This is a genomic window from Scytonema millei VB511283 (assembly GCF_000817735.3).
In the GTDB taxonomy this organism is placed as follows: Bacteria; Cyanobacteriota; Cyanobacteriia; order Cyanobacteriales; family Chroococcidiopsidaceae; genus Chroococcidiopsis; species Chroococcidiopsis millei_B.
Genome location: NZ_JTJC03000002.1, coordinates 52,836 through 75,333, shown reverse-complemented (window position 1 = coordinate 75,333; position 22,498 = coordinate 52,836). Strand labels below are relative to the sequence as shown.

Below are 22,498 nucleotides of genomic sequence, written 5' to 3'. Positions count from 1 at the left end.
TCTCGTAGTTGCATCGGGCAGGGAATGAAAAGGTTATTACATCCTGTAATTTACCAGTTTTGTCCTTAACCGAGAAGTATTGCGTCGCATGAAGCATTACAGTTAAGCATCGAACCCACTAAAATATCTAACCATATTCCCTGACAGAACTGATTAATCCGCGAAAACCTATAGGGGCGCACAGCTGTGCGCCCCTACAATCTATGTAAATTCACGCCAGTTGCTTCAACACACCTGTCAACACGCCAAACAATTCATCGATGTGCTGCTTTTCAATAATTAGCGGCGGTGACAGGGCAATATTATCTCCCGCAGCTCTAACTAATGCCCCTTGCTGATAGCATTTAACAAAAGTTTCGTATCCCCTCGCCCCTGGCTTACCTGGAATTGATTCTAATTCGATCGCTCCGACTAATCCCAAATTACGTAAATCGATGACATGGGGTAAACCACGCAAACTATGAACGGCATCTTCCCAGTAATCCGCAATTTCTGATACGCGAGTCAGCAATCCTTCTTTTTGATAAATATCCAAGGTAGCCAGAGACGCAGCACAGGCAACGGGATGACCGGAGTAGGTGTAGCCGTGGAAAAGTTCAATCCCGTTTTCTATTCCCTGGACAAAGGTTTGGTAGATTTCCTCGCGCACGAATACCGCTCCCATTGGCACAGTAGCGTTGGTAATTCCTTTCGCCACCGTAATCATGTCCGGTATGACTCCAAAATAATCGGCAGCAAATGGCTTACCCAAACGTCCAAAACCCGTAATCACTTCGTCAAAAATCAGTAAAATGTCGTGTTTGTCGCAAATTTGGCGTAACTTTTGTAAATAACCGACTGGTGGCAGTAAAACCCCCGTCGATCCGGCAACTGGCTCCACAATAACAGCTGCAATTGTTGAGGCATCGTGTAACGTTACCAGTCGCTCTAACTCGTTAGCTAGATGCTCTCCCCACTGAGGTTGTCCGCGAGTAAAGGCGTTATGTTCTAAATTATGGGTGTGGGATAAATGATCGATTCCAGTTACGATGTTGCCGAATAACTTGCGGTTTGCTCCCGTGCCTCCCACCGCCGTACCGCCAAAATTTACCCCGTGATAGCCGCGTTCCCTACCGATAAGTCTTTGTCGCGCCCCTTGACCCTTCAGCCGATGATAGGCGATCGCAATTTTCAAAGCTGTATCGACAGATTCCGAACCAGAATTGGTGAAAAAGACGCGATTCAAGTCTCCAGGTAACAGTTCTACCAACCGTGTCGCCAATTCAAACGGTGCTGGATGTCCCATTTGAAACGTCGGGGCAAAATCCAACTGCATCACCTGTTTTTGTACCGCATCAGCAATTTCTCGGCGACCGTGACCCGCATTAACGCACCACAACCCTGCCGTACCATCAATAATTCGCCGTCCGTCAGCTGTGGTGTAATACATCCCCTCAGCCGCCACTAATAAACGCGGACTAGCCTTAAACTGACGATTAGCCGTAAACGGCATCCAAAAGGCATCTAAATCGCTGCTGGGAAGATTAGTAGTTGCTAATTCCATAAATTTAACTGGGGGGCTGAAAGCTCATTTACATATTAAATCTTGTTGGTAGTTGGTAGTTGGTAGTTGGTAGTTGGTAGTTATTTGTCCCGACTCCCGACTCCCGACTCCCTGTTAAAATAAAGAAGCGATCGCAGGAGATAAGATCACGGTTTACGCACGTCCTTTGGCTCGTTTGATCGAGCAGTTGCAGCGCTTGCCAGGAGTGGGTCCCAAGACCGCTCAGCGCCTTGCTTTACATATTTTGAAGCGTCCAGAAGCAGAAGTTGAAGCCTTAGCACAAGCTTTGTTAGAAGCAAAAAAACAAGTGGGTTTGTGCAAGGTATGCTTTCATCTCTCAGCGGAACCTGTTTGTGAGATCTGTCGTAACTCTAACCGAGATAACAACACAATTTGCGTTGTGGCTGACTCCCGCGACGTGATTGCTTTGGAAAAAACTAGGGAATATCACGGCAAGTATCACGTTTTGGGGGGGGTCATTTCACCGATGGATGGGATCGGACCCGAACAACTCACAGTTCAATCGCTGGTACAACGGGTGGGTCAACAACAACCCAAGGAAGTGATTTTAGCAATTGGTCCCAGCGTGGAAGGAGAGACGACAACGCTGTATGTCGGTCAACTCCTCAAACCATTCACCAAAGTGACGCGAATTGCCTTTGGTTTACCCGTGGGTGGCGATTTAGAATACGCTGACGAGGTGACGTTAGCAAGAGCTTTGGAAGGAAGGCGAGAACTGGATTAGGGAATTCGGAATTCGCAAATGTAGGGACGGGTTTAGCAGATCAACTCGCCACCTGACGAGCAAATCTCGGGTCAAAACCCGCCCGGACGGAAATCAGAAGTCGTAGGGGCGGGTTTAGCAGATCGACTCGCAATCTGACGAGCAAATTTTGGGTCAAAACCCGCCCGTACCCAATTCGCAATTAAAAATTTATTAGTTAGCTGGTTTGTTTTGTGCGGTGGCAGCTGCTGCTTGCACGAAACCAGCTTGTCTGAGGGCTTGTTGTCCTTGGTCGGAAAGTAGGAGTCTGGTGTAAGCTTCTCCTGCTTGTTGTGCTTTACCTCCATCTTGCTTGACGATCGCGTATAAATTACGAGTTAAAGGATAGCTGCCATCGGCAAAAGCTGCTAAGTTTGGTTGATGGCGCTGATTAGGGCAAGGCTGGGATAGCGGTTCGCGATAGGGAGGAACGAAGCGATCGCTATTCTCGCCCAAGGGAAGTGGTTTGACTCCGCATTGATGCACGACCGCACGGGCAGAAGCATAATAGATTGCACCTGGAGTCTGGTTAACTAGACGCAAGGCAGCTGTTGTAGATTTGACAGAACGTACGTTCGTCCCAAAAGTTTGTTCTGATGTAGAAAAGATCGCGGCGGGACTGCCATCTTGAGGATGACGAGTGTATGGAACAATTGGCAAGTTTTCCCCACCTAACTGACTCCAGTTGGTAATTTTGCCTTGATAAATTTGCTGCAACTGTTCTACGGTTAAACCAGAGATTTGCAAAGAGGGATGAACGACGGCGGCGATTCCATCTACCGCAATTGGCATTTCTGCCAGTGTCAATCCTTGCTTTTGTGCCAGTGCTTTTTCTGCTGCTGTTAGCGGACGAGAGGAGTGGGCAAAATCTAACTTCCCGTCGAGCAGCATCTGTATTCCCACACTAGAACTCAAATTACCATTAGGCGGCTGGATATAGCGCAATTGAAGTTCTGGACGTGCTTGCTGAATCTGAGCGTCAACCACTTGACGGATTGGTATCCATGCAGCACTACCACCATAGTTAAACGTACCCGATGGTATACCTGTCATGCGATCGTAGGTAGAACCGTTTGGTGTTGCTACTGGATTTTCTGAAGTTTGATTTGTAGCAGTAGCGCTGCTCCACAATTGAGGTTTTAGCCACCACAACAAACCACCAATAACCAGCAAGGTCAGAACTTTGCCAATAATTAATCCTTTAATTAACAGGACGACATCTTTGTTTTTCTTGATTGGAGTTCGATTAGATTTTTCAAACATTTTTTCAGTTATCAGTTATCAGTTATCAGTCATCAGTCATCAGTTATCAGTTATCAGTGAAGAAGAGGAGCGCACGAGCTTCCAAGCAAGGAGAATTATTTCCGACTTACAACTTACGACTTACGACTTACGACTTACCAACTATTCTTCTACTTTGTAACCAAACTCTGATAGCCTGAGCCGAGATTGTCGCCATTTTGGTTGTACTTTTACAAATAGTTCTAAATAAACTTTGCCTGCGATTAGCTTTTGAATTTGTTCGCGAGCAGCGCTACCGATCGCTTTGAGCATTGCTCCTCCCTTGCCGATCAGAATTCCTTTTTGAGAATCTCGCTCGATATGAATAGTCGCAAATACACGGGTAATGTTAGGAGCTTCCTCCACTTTGTCAATGGTAATTGCCACTGAGTGAGGAACCTCATCCCGTGTTAGCAATAAAATTTGTTCGCGAATTAATTCTCCCATGATAAAACGTTCTGGCTGGTCTGTAACTAAGTCGGGAGGATAATAATAAGGACCAGGCTCCAAACATTCCACAATTGCCTGTTGCAATGCTTCTAATCCCTCACCGTTAAGGGCTGAAAATTTTAGCATCTGCCATTGGTAAGATTTAGCTATTTCTTGGTAAGAACGATCCAAATCTTCAATATTGGTCGATCTCTGGTCGATTTTGTTCAGCCCCAGAATTACAGGAGTTTGCGTCTGAGTTAGCAACTCGATAATAAAGCGATCGCCTCCCCCAGCAACTTGAGAACCATCTACCACAAACAACACTACATCGACAGAATCAATGGCAATCCGAGCATTTTTGACTAACACTTCTCCCAACTGATGATGGGGTTTATGAATTCCTGGCGTATCGACAAAAATAAACTGAGCTGCGGGTGTGGTCAAAATTCCTCTCAAGCGGTTGCGCGTTGTTTGCGCGACTGGAGAAGTAATGGCAATTTTTTGCCCCACAAGTTGATTCATCAACGTCGATTTACCAACATTAGGACGACCGATAATCCCAATAAAGCCTGATTTATAACCAGGCGGGGCTTGGGGAATAGTTAATGCATCCGAAAAATCAAAAGAATCGTTATCTGAAGTAATCACTGTCTAGAACTAGCTGAATATTGCAAAAAATAAAGAAATCTAAAATCAAATTGTAATTAAGATCGATGCTACCTGTTTCAGTCTAATGTACTGCTTTGGAGAGGGGTGAGGAGTGAGGGGTTAGGGAAAAGACAAGGGGGACAAGGGGGAGAAGAGAGAGTCGCGGAGCTGAGGGAGCTGAGGGAGCGATCGGGAGCTGAGGAAGCTGAGGGAGCGATCGGGAGCTGAGGGAGCAACTCAAAATTCACGCATTCACGCATTCACGCATTCAAAATTTCCCCACACCCCACACCCTTTCTTGACTGATAACTGATAACTGATAACTGATAACTGAATGAAACGAATTGGAATTTTAACTAGTGGTGGCGATTGTGCGGGTTTGAATGCCGCGATTCGTGCCGTGGTGCATCGCGCTGTCGGTACTTATGGCTGGGAGGTATTTGGAATTCGACAAGCCACTTTAGGATTAATGGCTCAACCGCCGCAAGCGATCGCCTTAGAAATTGACAAAGTTGATGGATTGCTCGTAGCTGGTGGGACAATTTTAGGAACGACCAATAAAGGCGATCCGTTTGCTTTTCCGATGCCAGACGGAACCATCCGCGATCGCTCGGAAGACATTATCGCAGGCTACCACCAATTAGGCTTGGATGCCATGATTGGCATTGGTGGCGACGGTAGTATGGCGATTTTACGTCGCCTTGCCCAACAAGGAAATCTCAACTTGGTGGCAATTCCCAAGACGATCGACAATGATGTCGGCGTAACCGAACTTTCAATCGGTTTTGATACTGCTGTCAGTATTGCCACTGAAGCTTTAGATCGGTTGCATTTTACAGCTGCCAGTCATTCCCGGGTGATGATTTTAGAAGTGATGGGACGCGATGCGGGACATATCGCCATCAGTGCGGGGATTGCTGGTGGTGCTGATGTGATTTTAGTTCCAGAAATTCCTTACACTGTCGAGCGCATCTGTTACACAATTAAAGAAAGACAAGAACAGGGGAAAAATTATTCTCTCGTCGTCGTATCGGAAGCGGTGCGGACGGAGACAGGCGTATGCGTCATGTCTACCGATCGCTTGGGACAATGTCGCTATGGTGGTATCGGTCAATATTTAGCTGATGAAATTTGTACTCGGATTGGGGCAGAAACGCGAGTCACAGTCTTAGGACACGTTCAACGAGGTGGTACGCCCTCACCACTAGAACGGGTAATTGCCTCTGCTTTTGGTGTTGCGGCTGTCGATCTAATTGCCGAAGCACAGTACGACCGGATGGTAACGTGGCAAAAACGGCAAGTTGTCAGCGTTCCCATTCCCGAAGCGATCGCCCAATACCGTGCAGTCAATCCTCACGGTACGCTGGTTAAAACTGCCCGTGGTTTGGGTATTTGTTTAGGTGATGAGCGTTGAGAAGGGAGGAGGGAGTAGGGAGCAGGGAGCAGGGAGAGAGCTGAGGGAGAAAAAACGACCGTCAACCGTCAACCGTCAACTACCATCACTTCTGACTTTTGACTATAGACGGTTCAAAAACTGGTATATGCTATGTCTCTTCTCACCTAAACTTTAGAGTGAGAAGAATCAGTAGTTTGTATGTTGTGAAAGCAGAAGTTGCGAAAGCAGAGGTAGAATTAATCATACGTGGCTAGTGCTTCAAAGATAAAGTTAAGTTAATTTATTAAAACTTTTCCAGTATAATTTAGATATTTTTTGACAAAATGAAACAATCTCATTGATGAGTCTGTGACTTTTGGCGAATTGTGCCGTTCAGCTTGTTGTCCTTCCAACAGACTTCACGCAGACTTCACGTTGTAGATAATCATACAGGTATATTGAGTGAACAGCTTCGATCTAGCTCCGCCTAAAATCCTGGTAGTTGACGACCATCCAGCTAGTCGTATGACGGCTGTAGCTATTCTCTCAGTAGAGGGGTACGAAGTTTTAGAGGCAGATAGTGGCTCGTCAGCGCTAGAGTCCGTCAGTCAAGGTCAACCGGATCTCATCCTACTGGATGTCATGATGCCAGAAATGGATGGATTTGAAGTCTGTTGCCAACTGAAGCAGGACGAACAGACAAGGCTGATCCCAGTCATTTTTATCACAGCTTTAAACGATCGACAAGCTAGAATTCGTGGGATTGAAGCTGGGGGAGATGATTTTTTAAGTAAACCTTTCGATCGCCTGGAATTAGCTGCCCGCGTCAAATCTTTGGTACGTCAAAAGCGGTTGAATGAAGATTTAGATCATGCTTCGCAGGTGTTATTTTCCATTGCTAGGGCAGTGGAAAGCCGCGATCCTAATACTGGCGATCACTGCGAACGCTTGGTAAAGTTGAGCGATGCTTTCGGTGGCTATCTCAATCTGTCCCGCGCTCAGAGACGAGATTTGATGTGGGGTAGTTATTTACACGATATTGGTAAAGTTGGCATTCCCGACGCGGTGCTGCTGAAGACTGGAAAACTAACTGCCAAAGAGTGGGAAGTGATGCGACAGCACGTTTTGATTGGTGAAAGAATCTGTCAACCTTTGCGGACGATGCGGGGAGTGATTCCAATTGTTTTGCACCATCACGAGCGTTGGGATGGCTCTGGTTATCCCTATCAGCTGGTTGGAGAGCAGATTCCTTATCTCGCTCAAGTCTTTCAAATTATTGATATTTATGATGCTCTGACTAGCGATCGCCCATACAAACGCGCGCTGTCTCAGGCAGAAGCATTAAAAGTTTTGGTTGCAGAAACCAATCGAGGATGGCGCAATCCCGAACTCGTACAACAGTTTATCGACTTTATTAACTCAACTTCCGTTCCAGCAAACTCTTTGGAGGGACTGGGGGTTAGGATCGAGGGATTAAGGGCGAGAGGCTAGATTTTTTTTGGAGAAAAAGAAAGATTACCTCAGCCTTTTTCAGCCCTCATGTTTCAAAAAGAGTTCTGCCCTACAGCCCCTCAACTCTCACGATCGCCCCTAGCTCCTTCCATGACACTGCAAATTCCCTGTCCGGCTTGTCGTCATTCTGTCTATTTTCCCAGCTTTGAAGAATGCGACGAAGACTTTCTCGAAAGTATTTGTCTCAGGTGTGACTATAGATATGCTTTAGTACGCACTGAAGTTGCTAGCTTTAATTCATATCTAGAATCTTGGTATCGCAGTAAATATAACAAGCAAGCAGAATACAGACGTGTTTATCAATTGCGGTTATACGATGCAGGTAATCCAAACAAAAATAATCCGCTTCAAGCACTAGACTTTTCCACTTTAGGACAAGAGGAAAAAATATCGGCTGTAGCTGGAGACAAATTACTTTTGCTTTATCTAATGCAAGGTAAGGTCTTAAAAGATTTGTTGTGGTTAGAAAATTCTAGTACGGGCGAAAGTTACCTTTTAAGAAAACCGGGAGCAAGAGCAAAATCTTTAGCTTTTAATATCAGTAAATTAGCTCTCGCCATTACCGTACCGTTATGCATTCTAAATCCTACAACCAATAAACTGTTATTAGCTGCGGCTGCACCTACAGCAGCGGGAATAGGAACCTACGCAACTATGCGCCAAAGACTCAAAGAACGCGATCGCCAAGAGTTAGGTAGGCTCACCTCCGAGCAGCAATTGCTATCGCAAAAATATGAAATGGAGCAACAGACTCTCAAGTTGCAGCAAGAGTTAAATGCTAATAAAAAGCTGATTCGGCGTTTAAAGAATTTACAACAAAAAATGTTAAGTGCGCAACAAGAATTATACGGTCGTCAAATTGAAATTACGAGCAAAGGCATCAATAAGATCGCGCAACAAATTAAATTATCAGAAGAATTATTAGATGGATATTATCAACTTATTAGAATGATTTCTATAGAATACGAAACCTCACGGATTGCCCAAGTTCTACCAGAAAATGTGAGTGAGAAGATTTTCAGACAATTAGACGAACTAAAAGCCATTGAATTAAAAAAGCAAGAAATGGCGGCGCAAGTCGATCCGCAAAAACTGCTACAGGAGATTTGAAAGGGAGCAGGGAGCAGGGGAGCAGGGGAGTAGGGAGCTGAGGAAGCTGAGGGAGAGTCGCGGAGAAAGAAATTTAAAATCTTTACACCCCACACCCCACACCCCACACCCCACACCCCACAACCTTTCTTGCAGACGCGGCTAGATTGGCGTAACCGATAACTCACCTGATGGCTCACGTCAAGATTTGAGAAAATTGTTGCAACGAGATTTCCCTTTTAGTACTACAATGCAGCGAAAGTTAATTTTTTTCCTAGTTTACAAATCCATTTCAGAGGCTACGAGCAGTTGGCGATCGCCAATTATCAAAGCCCGATCTCAATCGAGTCATAAAAATGTATTTCATCAGGATTGATTGTCATGGGTAAAGAAGGGCGCGTATCGGTAGGAATTGTTGGCGCGTCAGGCTATGGCGGGGTGCAATTGGTCAGGTTGTTAATGGATCATCCTGAAGTAGAACTCGTCTACTTGGGTGGCGATAGCAGTGCTGGCAAATCGTTTGCTGATATATATCCCCACTTAGCTCATCGGGTAGCGCAGCCAATCGAATCTGTCGATTCAGAAGCGATCGCAGCAAGGTGTGAGGTAGTTTTTCTCTCACTCCCCAATGGTTTTGCTTGCGATCTGGCTCCTCAGTTGATCGATAAAGGTTGTAAAGTTCTCGATTTATCTGCCGACTATAGATTTAGCGATTTAGAAACTTATCAAATCTGGTACGGCAAACAGCGGCAAGACATAGCTGTGGCAACAAAAGCAGTTTATGGCTTACCAGAACTGTATCGCGATCGCATTGCCGAAAGCCAACTGATCGGTTGTCCCGGCTGCTATCCCACCGCTAGCCTACTAGCACTTGCCCCCCTCCTAAAGCAAGGCTTGATCGTACCTGAAACTGCGATCGTCGATGCAAAATCTGGCACGTCTGGGGGTGGTAGACAGGCAAAAACTGGACTGTTGCTTGCAGAAGCAGATAACTCTTTTGCTGCTTATGGCGTTGCCCGTCACCGTCATACGCCAGAAATCGAGCAAGTTTGCAGCGATTTGGCTGGACATCAAGTGTTAGTCCAATTTACTCCTCACTTAGTGCCAATGGTACGCGGTATCCTAGCCACCGTCTACGCCACTCTGCGCGATCCCGGGTTAGTCAGAGAAGATTTAATTACCATCTACAGAGCTTTTTATCGCAATTGTCCTTGGGTAACAATTTGCGACAGCGGTATCTATCCCCAAACCAAGTGGGCGTGCGGCAGCAATCTCTGCTACATCGGCATCGAAACCGATCCCCGTACTGGCAGAGTCATCGTCTTGTCAGCGATCGATAACTTGATCAAGGGACAAGCCGGACAAGCAATTCAATGCCTCAACCTAATGATGGGCTGGGACGAGAGTTTAGGATTACCAAAATTAGGGTTTTATCCTTAAATATCTGGTTGACAGTTGACGGTTAACTGTTAACCGTCAACTGTCAACCAATATCTACTTCGGTCCCATCTTCACAGTTCCAGCATAAACAGCGCGATCGCCTAACTCGTCTTCAATGCGCAATAGGCGATTATATTTTGCTACCCGTTCGCTGCGACAGAGAGAACCAGTTTTAATCTGACCTGCGCGTGTTGCTACAGCTAAGTCAGCGATCGTCGTGTCTTCTGTTTCTCCCGAACGATGGCTGATAATCGAGCGAAAACCGTTACGGGTAGCTAGATCGATGGTTTCTAAAGTTTCTGTCAGCGAACCAATTTGATTCAGCTTGATCAAGATGGCATTTCCTGCTTTGGTTTCGATCCCTTTTTGGAGGCGGGTGGCATTAGTCACAAAGAGATCGTCGCCGACAAGTTGAACGCGATCGCCAATTTTTTCAGTTAACAGCTGCCAGTGCTGCCAATCTTCCTCATGTAACCCATCTTCAATTGAGACAATTGGGTATTCACCGACCAGTTTAGCCAAATACTCGATAAACTCAGTGGGTGCATGAGCTGCGCCGTCATAGACATACTGCCCGTCTTTGTAAAACTCGCTGGCAGCCACGTCTAAGGCTAATGCGACTTCCTCCCCAGGTTTATATCCAGCTTTGGCGATCGCGCTCATCAGTATTTCTAGAGCTACCTGATTTGACTCCAAATTGGGCGCAAAACCGCCTTCATCGCCCACACCAGTGAGCAATCCTTTATCGTCCAGCACCTTACTCAAAGCGGCAAAAACTTCCGCCCCCCAGCGTAACGCCTCTCGAAATGAAGACGCACCAACCGGAACGATCATAAATTCTTGAAAATCGATATTATTTGCTGCGTGAGCGCCACCATTGATCACGTTCATCAACGGTACGGGTAGCACGTTTGCTAAAGGTCCCCCCAGATAGCGATACAAAGGAATTCCAAGTAACTCCGCTCCTGCCTTCGCCGCCGCCAAAGACACGGATAAAATCGCATTTGCTCCCAACTTGGCTTTATTTGGAGAGCCATCTAGAGCAATCATGGCTCGATCGAGGGCTTCTTGGTTCAAGACATCCATTTGAGATAGTTGTGGGGCGATCGCCGAATTGACATTTTCCACCGCCTTGAGTACACCTTTACCCCCATAACGGCTCTTGTCGTCATCTCGAAGTTCGTGCGCCTCAAAAGTACCTGTAGAAGCCCCACTGGGAACCTGGGCGAGTCCCACCACTCCCCCAATTAAATGTACTTCCGCCTCAACAGTAGGGCGACCCCGCGAATCGAGAATTTCTCTAGCAATAATGTTGTCTATAGCGCTGTCTATTGTATCGATCATGCTGCGTAGCTCCTTTTTCAGTTATCAGTTATCAGTTGTCAGTTATCAGTTGTCAGTGGCTAGTGGCTGGTGGCTAGTGGCTGGACTCAATTCTTGTCACTAAGTCACTCTTCACTGGTTCTACTCACTACTCACTACTCACCAATCACTTCATTTGAGTCAGGATAGGAATTTTACAGGCTGATGGGTACGATGTTAAGGATCATTCAACACGAAATTGGTTGTCATTGGTCATTGGTCATTTGTTGTTGGTTGACGGTTAACAGTTGACGGTTGTTGGTTGTTGGTTAACTGATAACTGATAACTGATAACTGGTCACTGCTCCCTACTGCCTAGAATAGAGATCGATGCTGAAATTTGGAGTCACTTAATGCGATTACTACACACAATGCTTCGCGTCGGTAACTTGGAAGCATCTCTCAAGTTTTACTGCGAACTTTTGGGCATGAAGTTGCTGCGCCAGAAAGACTATCCAGGTGGTAAGTTTACCCTGGCTTTTGTAGGCTATGGTGATGAGGCAGACCACACCGTTCTCGAACTCACCTACAATTGGGACACGGAGAAATACAACTTAGGTGATGCTTACGGTCATATCGCGATCGGCGTTGATGACATTTACGGCACTTGTGAAGAAATTAAAGCCCGTGGCGGTAAAGTAGTACGAGAACCAGGACCAATGAAGCACGGTTCTACAGTTATCGCTTTTGTTGAAGACCCCGACGGCTACAAAGTAGAGTTGATCCAACTCAGTTCTAGAGAATCTGCTACTCCTCAGAAGGAGTTAGTGTCACAGTAGGCTGAGGTATACGTCGGACAGGGGAGAGGGGGAAGACACGGGGGACAAGGGAGACAAGGGAGAGGGGGAAGAAGGGGGAGCAAGACAAGTCGCAAGTCGCGCATTCGCAAGTCACAATTAATTCCGAATTCCGAATTCTCTCCACACCCTACACCCTACGCCCCCTCTTTCCCTCGCTCCTCGCTCCTAACCCCTTCAAAATAGGATAGGCTAATAGCGATCGCACCACTGTCACCAGGTGGTATTTTCTTTTTAATCTCACATCGCCAATCTAAAATCTAAAATCTAAAATCTAAAATCGTTAAGATGCAGCCCACCGACCCTAACAAGTTCACCGAAGAAGCCTGGGAAGCGATCGTCAATTCTCAGGATTTGATGGTTCAACGTTTTCAACAACAACAACTGGAGGTCGAACACCTCGCGATCGCACTTTTAGAACAACCAAAAGGGCTGGCTAATCGGATTCTAACTAAAGCTGGTGTCGATCCCGCAGCAATGGCACAGCAGCTTGAAGCTTTCGCCAAGCGACAGCCGAAAGTGGGTAAAAGCAGTCAGCTTTATTTGGGTCGAAATTTGGATTTGATGCTCGACCGGACTGATGCGATTAGAACGAACTGGCAAGACCAACACGTTTCAGTCGAACACCTGCTGATAGCGTTTGGGGAGGACGAACGGATCGGGCGTAGGGTGTGTAAAGGTTTCAATCTCGATACGGCAAAGCTAGAAGCGGCAATTAAGGCGATTCGTGGCAATCAAAAGGTCATAGACCGAACCCCCGAAGCACGCTACGAAGCCCTAGAAAAATTTGGGCGCGACCTGACGGAACAGGCAAAAGTTGGCAAGCTCGATCCCGTCATTGGTAGAGACGATGAGGTGCGGCGCGTGATTCAGGTATTGTCTCGCCGCACGAAAAATAATCCTGTTTTGATTGGCGAACCTGGTGTGGGGAAAACTGCGATCGCAGAAGGGTTGGCGCAACGGATTATCAAGGGCGATGTCCCTGAATCTTTGAAAAACAGGCAGTTAATTACTCTCGACATGGGTAGCTTGATTGCTGGAGCAAAATATCGCGGTGAATTTGAAGACCGTTTGCGGGCTGTATTACGGGAAGTCACCGAATCTAACGGACAAATCGTCTTATTTATCGACGAATTACACACCGTTGTCGGTGCAGGTGGCACGACTCAAGGCGCAATGGACGCGGGCAACTTACTCAAACCAATGCTGGCACGAGGAGAGTTACGCTGTATTGGCGCGACGACTCTAGATGAGTACCGCAAGTATATTGAAAAAGACGCAGCCTTAGAACGCCGCTTCCAACAAGTCTTTGTCGATCAGCCCTCGGTAGAAACGACCATTTCGATTCTCCGAGGCTTGAAAGAACGCTACGAAGCGCATCACAGCGTCAAAATTACTGATTCTGCTCTAGTTGCAGCCGCTACCCTGTCCCACCGCTACATCACCGATCGCTTTTTACCCGATAAGGCGATCGATCTCGTCGATGAAGCTGCTGCACAATTGAAAATGGAGATCACTTCTAAGCCGACAGAACTAGAAATCATCGATCGCCGTTTAATGCAGTTGGAGATGGAAAAGCTTTCGATCGCTGGTGAAGACCAACGCGCTGCCATTACCAAAGAACGCTTGGAACGGATCGAGCAAGAAATTTCGACACTGACGCAAAAACAACAGGAATTAAATTCTCAATGGCAGGGTGAAAAACAGATCCTTGATGCGATCGGGGCTTTGAAAAAAGAAGAAGAATCTTTGCGGGTGCAGATCGAGCAGGCAGAACGCGCCTACGATCTCAACACGGCAGCACGGCTGAAATACGGACAACTAGAAGGAGTACAGCGCGATCGCGAAGCAAAAGAAACTCTACTCATAGAAATTCAAAGCCAGGGTTCTACACTGTTACGAGAAGAAGTCTCCGAAGCTGATATTGCCGAGATCGTCGCTAAGTGGACGGGCATCCCTGTCAATCGCCTGTTAGAGTCAGAACGCCAGAAATTACTCCAACTCGAAAGCCACCTGCACGCTAGAGTTGTCGGTCAATCTGAGGCTGTATCGGCTGTAGCAGCAGCTATCCGCAGCGCTCGGGCAGGCATGAAAGATCCCGGTCGTCCTATCGGTTCTTTCTTGTTCATGGGTCCGACAGGGGTGGGTAAAACAGAATTAGCGCGGGCATTGGCGCAGTTTTTATTTGATTCAGACGATGCAATGGTGCGACTGGATATGTCCGAGTATATGGATAAATCCTCTGTGATGCGGCTAGTAGGATCGCCTCCAGGCTACGTTGCCTATGAGGAAGGAGGACAACTCTCAGAAGCAATCCGCCGCCGTCCCTACTCCGTGTTGTTGTTAGATGAGGTGGAAAAAGCTCACCCAGATGTCTTCAACATATTCCTGCAAGTGCTAGATGACGGGCGGATTACAGATTCTCAGGGCAGAACTGTTGATTTTCGCAATACGGTAATCGTCATGACGAGTAATATCGGTAGCGATCGCATTCTCAATTTATCTGGAGATGATGCTAACTACGAACAGATACAACGGCAAGTTTTAGAAGTCTTGCGATCGCATTTCCGCCCCGAATTTCTCAACCGCATCGATGACCTGATTATTTTCCATCCCCTAGATCGCAGCCAACTGCGGCAAATCGTTGGCATTCAACTCAAACAATTTGAAAGATTACTCGACGAACAAAAAATTGGCATCGTGCTATCGCCAGCAGCTCAAGATTACTTAGTAGATATTGGCTACGACCCCGTATACGGCGCTCGTCCGCTCAAACGAGCCATCCAACGCCACCTACGAAATCCTTTGGCAACCAAATTATTAGAAGGAACTTTTACCGAAGGCGACACGATTCAAGTCGATTGTCAGGATGGCGCTCTTTCTTTCCAGCGTCAACGCTCAGTTGTCACCTATTCGTCTGCTCTTTCTAAGCCTGATACAAATTAAGCCATAAACGATACTTAAATTTTCTTGTCGTTTTTCTTCAGCAATTTCGTGGCGATCGCCTCAGTTGATGCTTTTCAAATCGAGCATTCACTAAAAATTTGCTAGTTGAGAACGACTTTTTTATTGTGGTCTATGTTGTCAAATATACTCCGTATTTAATATTTTCGATTAAGGCAAGATCCCCCAACCCCCGCCAAATCGGGGGCTTTAAGTTCCCCCCTTTTTAAGGGGAGGACACTTACGTGGGCGGGTTTCCCGACTTGAGGAGCGAGTGCGTTGCGGGGGTATCCCCCGTTGTAGCAACTCGCGTTAAAGTGTCCGTGGGCTAGGGGGGATCTTCAAGATCTTTGCATCACTAACCGAGATATATTGACTCCGTATCGCTTGACTTTTCATAGGAGAGATCTATACTCCTGTCCTCCTAAACCACTTCAAATAGGATGAAGAAACCACTAAAACCAGGGAAAATTTAGATGATTTTCGCTCTTTTAGTCACAAAATCATATTTCAGGGTAAATTAAGATTTGTAACTGTCAGAGAAATTAGGAGTTAGTCTATAATCTGAGGCAACACTTTGGCTGGGAGAGCGGTAATAACTATTTAGTATTAGTTCACGTTCATACCCAGGACTGAGAAATTATGTTTTCAGAGTAGGTGTAATGAAGTACAGGCGAGAGGTTGAGACGGAGTAATTTTTATAGTTAAAGTTTGCGTAGCAGCTAGTTATTTTTGTTAAAAAAATGTATCAGTTGAAACATCTGCTAGGAGGATTGCTGAATGACTGAATCCGTGACAATTTCTCGCCCGTTTCCCAAGTCAAGACTACAGCAAGTTCATTGGTCTCCCTATCTACTCATTGGTATATTGGCTAATGCTGCCATTTGGTGTTCGGCTTTAGCGTATTTAAAGCTTAAAGCTCCAACCTACACCAGTGGATGGGCTGTTAACGTGCCAGGAACTGCCGCTCAAGCTAGAGTATCCCTTCCAGAGATCGGACAGACTTCTTTAGATAGCTCCTCGCCCTACAGCATTAGTACTCAAGATCCCAGGCAGAATTATAAATTTCTCGCAGAAAGCGATGCCGTAATTCAGATTGCTGCCACTCAAATGGATATATCTCCTCAAGAGTTTGGCAAACCTAAAGTCAAGATCGGCGACAGCACTAGCATCATCGAATTTCAAATGACAGGAGACAATCCTGAAGAAGCACGGGATAAATCCTACGCTCTTTACAGAGCGATTCAGGCTAGAGTCAACGAACTCAGAGTCCAAGAATTCATTCAACGCGATGCCAGTTTCCAAACTGCTTTAAGTTCTTCCCAGCGCAAGCTAGAAATGGCTCAAAAGCGGCTCTCTGACTACAAAGCCATCTCTGGCTTGAACTCTAGCGATCAGCTCAAAGCTCTCTCTGACAACATCGAAGCCTTACGCAAACAACGAGCCGAAATTGTCGCTCAACAACAACAATCGAATTCTCGTTTGCAACAACTAGCAGCTAATTTAAATCTCTCGGAACAGGATGCTGCTAATGCCTTCGTGTTACAAACAGATCAAGTATTTCAGCAAAACTTAAAAAATTACAGTGAAGCCAGTGCCGATTTGGTGACTCTGAGCGCTAAATTTTTACCCGATCATCCCACGATTGTTGCAGAGCAAAACAAGCGCGACGCAGCAGCTCAAGCAATGCTTGTCCGCAGTGAGTCGTTACTCGGACGACCAGTCAGCCAAGATCTCATTCAACAACTCAACCTTAATACCAGTAACGGTTCGGCGCGAGAAAGCCTCTTCCAAGCGCTCGTCGATGCTCAAGCTGAGAATCGCGGCTTGCAATCTCAAGCCAAAGAAACCGAACAGCAAATCTTGCAATTAGAAAACCGCCTCCGTACTTTATCGCAAAAAGAAACGACTTTAGAAGCTCTCAGGCGTGAATTACAGGTATCTGAAGCAGTGTTCTCTTCTACGCTTGCCAACTTAGATATCATTAGGTCAAATGCCTTTGGTTCCTATCCTTTACTACAAATTGTGGCAGAACCGAACTTACCAAAATCTCCGAGTTCGCCGAAAAGGATGTTTATTTTACTTGGTGCAACTGGCGGTTCTCTATTTGTCAGCGCAGGTATACTCGCATTCTGGCTGCGACAAAGACGGATGACGATGCTGGAACTAGAACATAAAACCCAGCATCGGATTGTGGAGGGGTAAAGGGGAATTCGGAATTCGGAATTCGGAATTTGGAATTCGCAAGTCGCAATTAATCTCGATCGCACCCGACTCCCGACTCCCGATTCAAAGGAAAATCCTATGAGCGTTAAACCTCAAAATTTTGAGGAGAAATTGGTCTGGTATACCATAATTCTGACGTATCCCATTTATTTTCTGGGAGCGCAACTCGTTTGGATTCCAACTTTAGGATTTCTCTTGGCAGGGTGTGTTTTTAAAAGATGGTGGTTCCAAACAAAAGACACACCAGAGTCAGAAAAGATTAGCATTCCGCTATCTGTGTGGATATGGATTGTTGGCATGTTATTCATAGAGCTAACAATCTTTATGTCCCATATGGAATTCGATCTAGGGATACCAAAGTTTGTTTTTACCACGGTCAACAACTGGGCGCGAAGTTGGGCTTTAATGGCATTATTTCCCCTAGCAGGATGCCTAAAAATTCGTCCACAAGTGATTTATCGAGCTGCTTGTATTCTTTGCTTGCAAAGCTTGATTTTAGCGACGATCTGTTACCTAATGTATTTATTGCGTATACCGAGCTTTTCTTATGTTTCTCCCCTAGTTGCATTTCGCGGTTCTGCCAGCTTTTATACTGTTAATTTATATGATGTTGGTGGAGACTTTGGTGAAGCTCGACAATTTCGTTTGCGTTTGTTTGCTAACTTTGCGAATAATTTAGGTATTATTGGGAATATTTATTTCTTTTTATCCAGTCAAGAAGCCAATAAAAAATGGCGTTGGCTTGGCACGATCGGAGGTGCGGCAATGGTCGTAGGTTCTGGCTCGCGATCGACAATTGTTTGTCTGGTTGCCGTGCCGATCGCCTCTTGGTTGTTGACTAATTTTGGTTGGTACATTCAACTGATCGTAGGTTTATTCAGTGTTGTGATAGGCATGATTGCACCTCAACTGATCGAGCTAATGCAAACAGCTTGGGATCGAGCGATTAGTGGCATTCGCCGTAGTTCTGAAGTTGTCAGAAAACGCCTAGCTGAAGTGACGATGAACCGTTGGATGGAAGCACCAATTTGGGGTCATGGAGTTGTAGAAGAGAAAGGACCAAAATATACAGAACATATGCCGATCGGCACTCACAATCATTGGCCCGATCTATTTTATTTGCATGGAGTTGTAGGTTTTCTTGCCTTTACATTTGCGATCGTCTGGGGTTTTGTCGAGCTAACTCTGAAAGCTAGGAAAAGCGCGATCGCTAAAACTGCGTTAAATATTTATTTGGTCTTACTGATTGCAACAGCTGCTGTGGATATTCAGTTGGCATCCTATCTTTATTGGCAAGGGTTAATTCTCACGGGAATAGCTTTTAAGGAAGACGTACCAATTTTTGCCGATCGCCAAACAAGAACCCTCTCATTTAAGAGTTAAGACATGCCTACAATCTCAGTTATTGTGCCTGCATACAATTCCCAAAATACGATTCTAGAAACAATTGCCTCGATTCAAAAACAAACTTTTACAGATTTTGAGTTAATCGTTATTGACGATGGGTCTAGCGATCGCACGCTCGAATTAATCCAAACCGTTCGAGACCCTCGACTGAAAGTAGTTTCCTATGAAAATGGTGGCGTATCAGTTGCCCGCAATCGCGGTATTTCTTTATCTACCAGCGAATATATCACCTTTATCGATGCTGACGATCTGTGGACACCAGATAAATTAGAACTTCAATTCGCAGCATTACAGCAACATCCAGCCGCAGGAGTTGCTTATAGTTGGACGTGTTTTATGGATCGGCAAGGCAAGTTTTTTCATGACGATCGCCCCATATATTTCGAGGGTAATGTCTATGCAGAATTATTAAAAACTAATTTTCTCTTAAGCGGTTCAAATCCTTTGATTCGCCGAACTGCTTTAGCAGATGTTGGCGAATTCGATCCAACCCTAACCCATGCAGAAGAATGGGATTTGTATCTCCGTTTAGCAGCTAAGTATGATTTTGTAGTCGTTCCTAAAACTCAAATTTTTTACCGTCAAACCGCTGGTTCAGCTTCTGCCAAAATTGAGGTGATGGAGAAAGATGCAATTCGAGTTATCGACCGAGCATTTCAAGTGGCTCCGGCTCAGTTACAATTTCTGAAAAGTCAAAGCTTGGCTAATCTTTATCGCTATTTATCCCACTTATATTTAACTAAAATTCCGGGTGCAACAGCAGCGGGAGTGGCTTGGCAAAAATTACAAATGGCTATTCAGTTACAACCTCGAATATTATTGAATAGAAAAGTCCAAACACTACTCGTAAAATTACTGCTGATTCAACTACTATCGCCTAAACTTGCTAATCATTTACTTCAGAAGATCGCTCGAATTCGCGCTAACTACATTCAAGATAATTCTGTAGCATAAGGAAGTTTTTACATAACTGTATCGTTGCGTAACTGCGATCGCCTGGTTATGCTTAGATCGTTGATGTAGCGTATCAACCTAAGTAGAATGCGGGAATTTGGCATTTGTCTGCGATGAAATTTCCAGCTTGACTTGTGTAAGAAAATACGAGTTTTCTTTAAGATTGATGATGGTAGTGTAGGCAATAATAGCTACATCAACTATATATTGAATAGGAGACTAACCAGCGATCGCCTGCACTGAATCTGATTCGAGCTGGAATAACGAAAAACAATGTATAAACTCAATGCCTATCCTATCAGCTATTTTATCTAGGCTGCCTCAAAAACTTTCCAATCGATTCGTTCGTAATCTTAGCTGGTTAGGTTCGGCAGAAATTATTTCGCGGATTTTTCGCCTCGGATTGACAGTAATTTTAGCTCGTTTTTTAACTCCTTATGACTACGGCTTAGCAGCAATTGTGTCTACAGTCAATGAGTTTATGCGAGTTTTTATGGAGGTCGGGGTAAGTGCTAAAATTATTCAATGCGATCGCCAAGAATTAGATACTATTTGTAACTCTGGTTATTGGTTAAACTGGAGCATCTTTACAGGTTTGTTTTTTGCTCAGTGCCTAATTGCTTTTCCTATTGCTTGGTTTTATCGCGATCGCCTGACTCGCGAAATCGATTTAATTATCCCCATCTGTATTGCTGGTATACCCTATCTCATGTGGCCTTTTGCCGCTATCCAGTCTTCCTTAATCGTTCGCGAAAATCGACTTAAAGTGTGCGCGATCGCTACTGTTGTGAGAAATCTCGCTAGTTATATATTATCTGCCCTATTTGCTATTCGCGGCTGGGGAATTTGGGCGTTCGTTTTACCTTGGGTTTTGGTGACACCGCTAGAAATTATTATTTATCGTAAAAGTTACGCTTGGCATCCTACTGCTAAATTTACGACAAAAGCTTGGCGATCGATTTTAGATTTTGGTAAAAATATCTGTGGCGTGCAATTTCTCAAGGCGCTGAGAAATAACTTAGATTATTTAATAATTGGTAGGTTTTTAGGTATTAAAGAATTAGGAATTTATTTTTTTGGGTTCAATGCTGGATTGGGAATTAGCCTGAGTATAGTTACAGCAATCAATACAGCAATTTTGCCACATTTATGTAAAGCTAAAGCTAACATGTTGGAGTTAAGTCAATCTTATTACAGCGCGCTTAAAATTATTAGTCTAATTATCTTTCCCTTAGTGATTCTACAGTCTAGCCTAGCTTATTGGTATGTACCAATTGTTTTTGGTCATCAGTGGATTGTTGCTATTCCCGTGCTGGTATTAATTTGCTTGTCAGCAATTCCCAGACCCTTCGCCGATGCTGCTTCGCAATTATTAGTAGCTGTAGGCAAACCCAATTTAGATTTATATTGGAATCTAGCTTTTACGACTGTGTTTGCTCTCTCTTTATTAATTGGAGTCCATTGGCAGGTTATTGGCGTTGCAGCAGCAGTTTTAATCGTTCACATGCTCTTCCTTCCCGTGTTTACGATTTGGACAAACCGCCATGTATTGCGCCAATCGTAGTGGTTGATAGTTGATAGCTGATAGTTGATAGCTAGTATTTAATAGTTAATGGTTTCTATAAATGACCAATGACCAACGACCAAGCTCTGAAATATGAAATTAGTTACTATCATCATTCCCGTTTATCAAGTCGAAAAATACATTGCAAAGACAATAAACTCTGTATTAGCACAGACATACAAAAATTTTGAATTATTGATTATTGACGATGGTTCGACCGATCGCAGTTATGAAATTTGCCAACAGTTTACCGATCCTCGAATTCAAATCATTCGCCAGCCAAATCAAGGGGTTGCAGCAGCTCGAAACACGGGAATTCGTCAGGCTCAAGGTGATTACGTAGCGCTTTTAGACGGAGACGATCTTTGGGTTCCCCACAAGCTAGAAAAACATGTCGAACATCTAGATAAATCGCCAAACGTGGGACTCAGTTTTAGTCGTTCGGCTTTTATTGACGAAGCAGACAAACCTTTGAGTATTTATCAAATGTCCAAATTAACAGATATTACACCCCTCGATCTGTTGTGTCGTACGCCAATTGGTAATGGCTCAGTTCCCGTAATTCGTAAAGAATTGTTAGAAGCAATTAAGTTTGTCGAGCCTGGATCGGGAGAAGTCTCTTATTTCAATTGCGATCGCAGCTTACACCCATCAGAAGATGTAGAATGTTGGCTGCGCATGATGCTAAAAACAGACTGGCAAATTGAGGGATTAGCAGAAGCTTTAACTTTGTACCGCGTGAATCCAAAAGGATTTTCTGCCCAATTGTATAAGAAACTTAGCTCTTGGGAAACTATGTTAGAGACAGCACGCGCCTACACCTCACCAGAGATGATGGCTGAGTGGGAAAAACCAGCTATGGCTTATCAACTCCGGCATTTAGCACGTCGAGCTGTCACTTTATCCGCAGGCTCCACTGCCGTCGAATTTTCTCACAAAGCTCTATCTACATATAGGTCAATTTTATTTGAGGAACCACGGCGAACGGTAATGACTTTAGCAGCCGCTTATTTGCTGTGGCTATTGCCTAATTCTACTTATCACCAGATCCAATCTCTAGCACTTCAGATAACAGGCTCGAATCAAAAAAGGAGAATTCTTCAAGAAGTGAAAGAATAGTGGCTAGTAGTTAGTGGCTAGTGGCTAGTGAATTAATTTTTCA

At 45.0% G+C, this 22,498-nt stretch carries 18 protein-coding genes; 14 read left to right on the top strand and 4 right to left on the bottom strand.

All coding sequences use genetic code 11. The features are described from left to right. Positions 1 to 211 precede the first annotated feature (211 nt). Positions 212 to 1,543 carry an omega-aminotransferase AptA gene (gene aptA, locus QH73_RS07980; protein ID WP_039716841.1) on the bottom strand — a complete coding sequence of 444 codons (1,332 nt, stop codon included), beginning with the start codon at positions 1,541 to 1,543 and terminating at the stop codon, positions 212 to 214. 145 nt (positions 1,544 to 1,688) lie between these two features. On the opposite strand from aptA, the gene recR reads away from it, so the two are divergent. Continuing rightward, positions 1,689 to 2,288, top strand: a complete 600-nt coding sequence (gene recR / locus QH73_RS07975; RefSeq protein WP_132866816.1) for a recombination mediator RecR — start codon at positions 1,689 to 1,691, stop codon at positions 2,286 to 2,288. Between the two features lie 192 nt (positions 2,289 to 2,480). On the opposite strand, the gene QH73_RS07970 is transcribed toward recR, so the two are convergent. Together QH73_RS07970 and era are read right to left on the bottom strand one after the other, a co-directional pair. Then, complete coding sequence (locus tag QH73_RS07970; RefSeq protein WP_039716842.1) at positions 2,481 to 3,569, bottom strand: PstS family phosphate ABC transporter substrate-binding protein; 1,089 nt, start codon at positions 3,567 to 3,569, stop codon at positions 2,481 to 2,483. 141 nt (positions 3,570 to 3,710) lie between these two features. Next, complete coding sequence (era, locus tag QH73_RS07965) at positions 3,711 to 4,667, bottom strand: GTPase Era (RefSeq protein WP_039716843.1); 957 nt, start codon at positions 4,665 to 4,667, stop codon at positions 3,711 to 3,713. Between the two features lie 105 nt (positions 4,668 to 4,772). Here era and QH73_RS28700 point away from each other — a divergent pair, with 105 nt between their 5' ends. The 6 genes from QH73_RS28700 to argC all read left to right on the top strand — a co-directional run bounded on the left by QH73_RS28700 (position 4,773) and on the right by argC (position 10,083). Then, positions 4,773 to 4,895 (top strand): hypothetical protein, encoded by a 123-nt coding sequence (locus tag QH73_RS28700; protein WP_286194073.1) that lies wholly within the window; start codon positions 4,773 to 4,775, stop codon positions 4,893 to 4,895. A 106-nt stretch (positions 4,896 to 5,001) separates the two neighbouring features. Then, positions 5,002 to 6,081, top strand: a complete 1,080-nt coding sequence (locus QH73_RS07960; RefSeq protein ID WP_039716844.1) for an ATP-dependent 6-phosphofructokinase — start codon at positions 5,002 to 5,004, stop codon at positions 6,079 to 6,081. Then, positions 6,071 to 6,238 carry a hypothetical protein gene (locus tag QH73_RS07955; RefSeq protein ID WP_165587640.1) on the top strand — a complete coding sequence of 56 codons (168 nt, stop codon included), beginning with the start codon at positions 6,071 to 6,073 and terminating at the stop codon, positions 6,236 to 6,238. The genes QH73_RS07960 and QH73_RS07955 overlap by 11 nt, the downstream gene beginning before the upstream one ends. A gap of 266 nt (positions 6,239 to 6,504) precedes the next feature. Beyond that, complete coding sequence (locus QH73_RS07950) at positions 6,505 to 7,533, top strand: response regulator (RefSeq protein ID WP_039716845.1); 1,029 nt, start codon at positions 6,505 to 6,507, stop codon at positions 7,531 to 7,533. A gap of 48 nt (positions 7,534 to 7,581) precedes the next feature. After that, positions 7,582 to 8,664, top strand: coding sequence for an OmpH family outer membrane protein (locus QH73_RS07945; RefSeq protein WP_132866813.1), 1,083 nt, complete (start codon positions 7,582 to 7,584; stop codon positions 8,662 to 8,664). A 360-nt stretch (positions 8,665 to 9,024) separates the two neighbouring features. Then, the gene (gene argC, locus QH73_RS07940; protein ID WP_039716847.1) at positions 9,025 to 10,083 is read left to right on the top strand and encodes an N-acetyl-gamma-glutamyl-phosphate reductase; all 1,059 of its coding nucleotides are present in this window, start codon (positions 9,025 to 9,027) and stop codon (positions 10,081 to 10,083) included. A gap of 54 nt (positions 10,084 to 10,137) precedes the next feature. Here argC and eno read toward each other — a convergent pair whose 3' ends face one another. Next, positions 10,138 to 11,427, bottom strand: a complete 1,290-nt coding sequence (gene eno / locus QH73_RS07935) for a phosphopyruvate hydratase (protein ID WP_039716848.1) — start codon at positions 11,425 to 11,427, stop codon at positions 10,138 to 10,140. A 371-nt stretch (positions 11,428 to 11,798) separates the two neighbouring features. On the opposite strand from eno, the gene gloA reads away from it, so the two are divergent. From gloA to QH73_RS07900, 7 genes are all read left to right on the top strand, one after another. After that, positions 11,799 to 12,224 (top strand): lactoylglutathione lyase, encoded by a 426-nt coding sequence (gene gloA, locus QH73_RS07930; RefSeq protein ID WP_132866812.1) that lies wholly within the window; start codon positions 11,799 to 11,801, stop codon positions 12,222 to 12,224. A 306-nt stretch (positions 12,225 to 12,530) separates the two neighbouring features. After that, positions 12,531 to 15,188: an ATP-dependent chaperone ClpB gene (gene clpB, locus QH73_RS07925; RefSeq protein ID WP_039716850.1), complete on the top strand. Its 2,658-nt coding sequence runs from the start codon at positions 12,531 to 12,533 to the stop codon at positions 15,186 to 15,188. 777 nt (positions 15,189 to 15,965) lie between these two features. After that, positions 15,966 to 17,390, top strand: a complete 1,425-nt coding sequence (locus QH73_RS07920; RefSeq protein ID WP_039716851.1) for a GumC family protein — start codon at positions 15,966 to 15,968, stop codon at positions 17,388 to 17,390. 99 nt (positions 17,391 to 17,489) lie between these two features. Continuing rightward, positions 17,490 to 18,794 carry an O-antigen ligase family protein gene (locus QH73_RS07915; protein ID WP_039716852.1) on the top strand — a complete coding sequence of 435 codons (1,305 nt, stop codon included), beginning with the start codon at positions 17,490 to 17,492 and terminating at the stop codon, positions 18,792 to 18,794. A 3-nt stretch (positions 18,795 to 18,797) separates the two neighbouring features. Further along, entirely contained in the window at positions 18,798 to 19,772 is a 975-nt protein-coding gene (locus QH73_RS07910; protein ID WP_039716853.1) for a glycosyltransferase family 2 protein, read from the top strand. A 286-nt stretch (positions 19,773 to 20,058) separates the two neighbouring features. Further along, positions 20,059 to 21,336 (top strand): lipopolysaccharide biosynthesis protein, encoded by a 1,278-nt coding sequence (locus QH73_RS07905; protein ID WP_039716854.1) that lies wholly within the window; start codon positions 20,059 to 20,061, stop codon positions 21,334 to 21,336. A gap of 93 nt (positions 21,337 to 21,429) precedes the next feature. Continuing rightward, positions 21,430 to 22,455, top strand: coding sequence for a glycosyltransferase family 2 protein (locus tag QH73_RS07900; RefSeq protein WP_039716855.1), 1,026 nt, complete (start codon positions 21,430 to 21,432; stop codon positions 22,453 to 22,455). The last annotated feature ends 43 nt before the right edge of the window (positions 22,456 to 22,498 follow it).

Excerpts from the sequence above, each read along its gene's own strand:
- aptA (WP_039716841.1), bottom strand. The coding sequence starts at position 1,543 with ATGGAATTAGCAACTACTAATCTTCCCAGCAGCGATTTAGATGCCTTT.
- QH73_RS07970 (WP_039716842.1), bottom strand. The coding sequence starts at position 3,569 with ATGTTTGAAAAATCTAATCGAACTCCAATCAAGAAAAACAAAGATGTC.
- QH73_RS07960 (WP_039716844.1), top strand. The coding sequence starts at position 5,002 with ATGAAACGAATTGGAATTTTAACTAGTGGTGGCGATTGTGCGGGTTTG.
- QH73_RS07955 (WP_165587640.1), top strand. The coding sequence starts at position 6,071 with ATGAGCGTTGAGAAGGGAGGAGGGAGTAGGGAGCAGGGAGCAGGGAGA.
- QH73_RS07945 (WP_132866813.1), top strand. The coding sequence starts at position 7,582 with ATGTTTCAAAAAGAGTTCTGCCCTACAGCCCCTCAACTCTCACGATCG.
- argC (WP_039716847.1), top strand. The coding sequence starts at position 9,025 with ATGGGTAAAGAAGGGCGCGTATCGGTAGGAATTGTTGGCGCGTCAGGC.
- eno (WP_039716848.1), bottom strand. The coding sequence starts at position 11,427 with ATGATCGATACAATAGACAGCGCTATAGACAACATTATTGCTAGAGAA.
- gloA (WP_132866812.1), top strand. The coding sequence starts at position 11,799 with ATGCGATTACTACACACAATGCTTCGCGTCGGTAACTTGGAAGCATCT.
- clpB (WP_039716850.1), top strand. The coding sequence starts at position 12,531 with ATGCAGCCCACCGACCCTAACAAGTTCACCGAAGAAGCCTGGGAAGCG.
- QH73_RS07920 (WP_039716851.1), top strand. The coding sequence starts at position 15,966 with ATGACTGAATCCGTGACAATTTCTCGCCCGTTTCCCAAGTCAAGACTA.
- QH73_RS07915 (WP_039716852.1), top strand. The coding sequence starts at position 17,490 with ATGAGCGTTAAACCTCAAAATTTTGAGGAGAAATTGGTCTGGTATACC.
- QH73_RS07910 (WP_039716853.1), top strand. The coding sequence starts at position 18,798 with ATGCCTACAATCTCAGTTATTGTGCCTGCATACAATTCCCAAAATACG.
- QH73_RS07905 (WP_039716854.1), top strand. The coding sequence starts at position 20,059 with ATGCCTATCCTATCAGCTATTTTATCTAGGCTGCCTCAAAAACTTTCC.
- QH73_RS07900 (WP_039716855.1), top strand. The coding sequence starts at position 21,430 with ATGAAATTAGTTACTATCATCATTCCCGTTTATCAAGTCGAAAAATAC.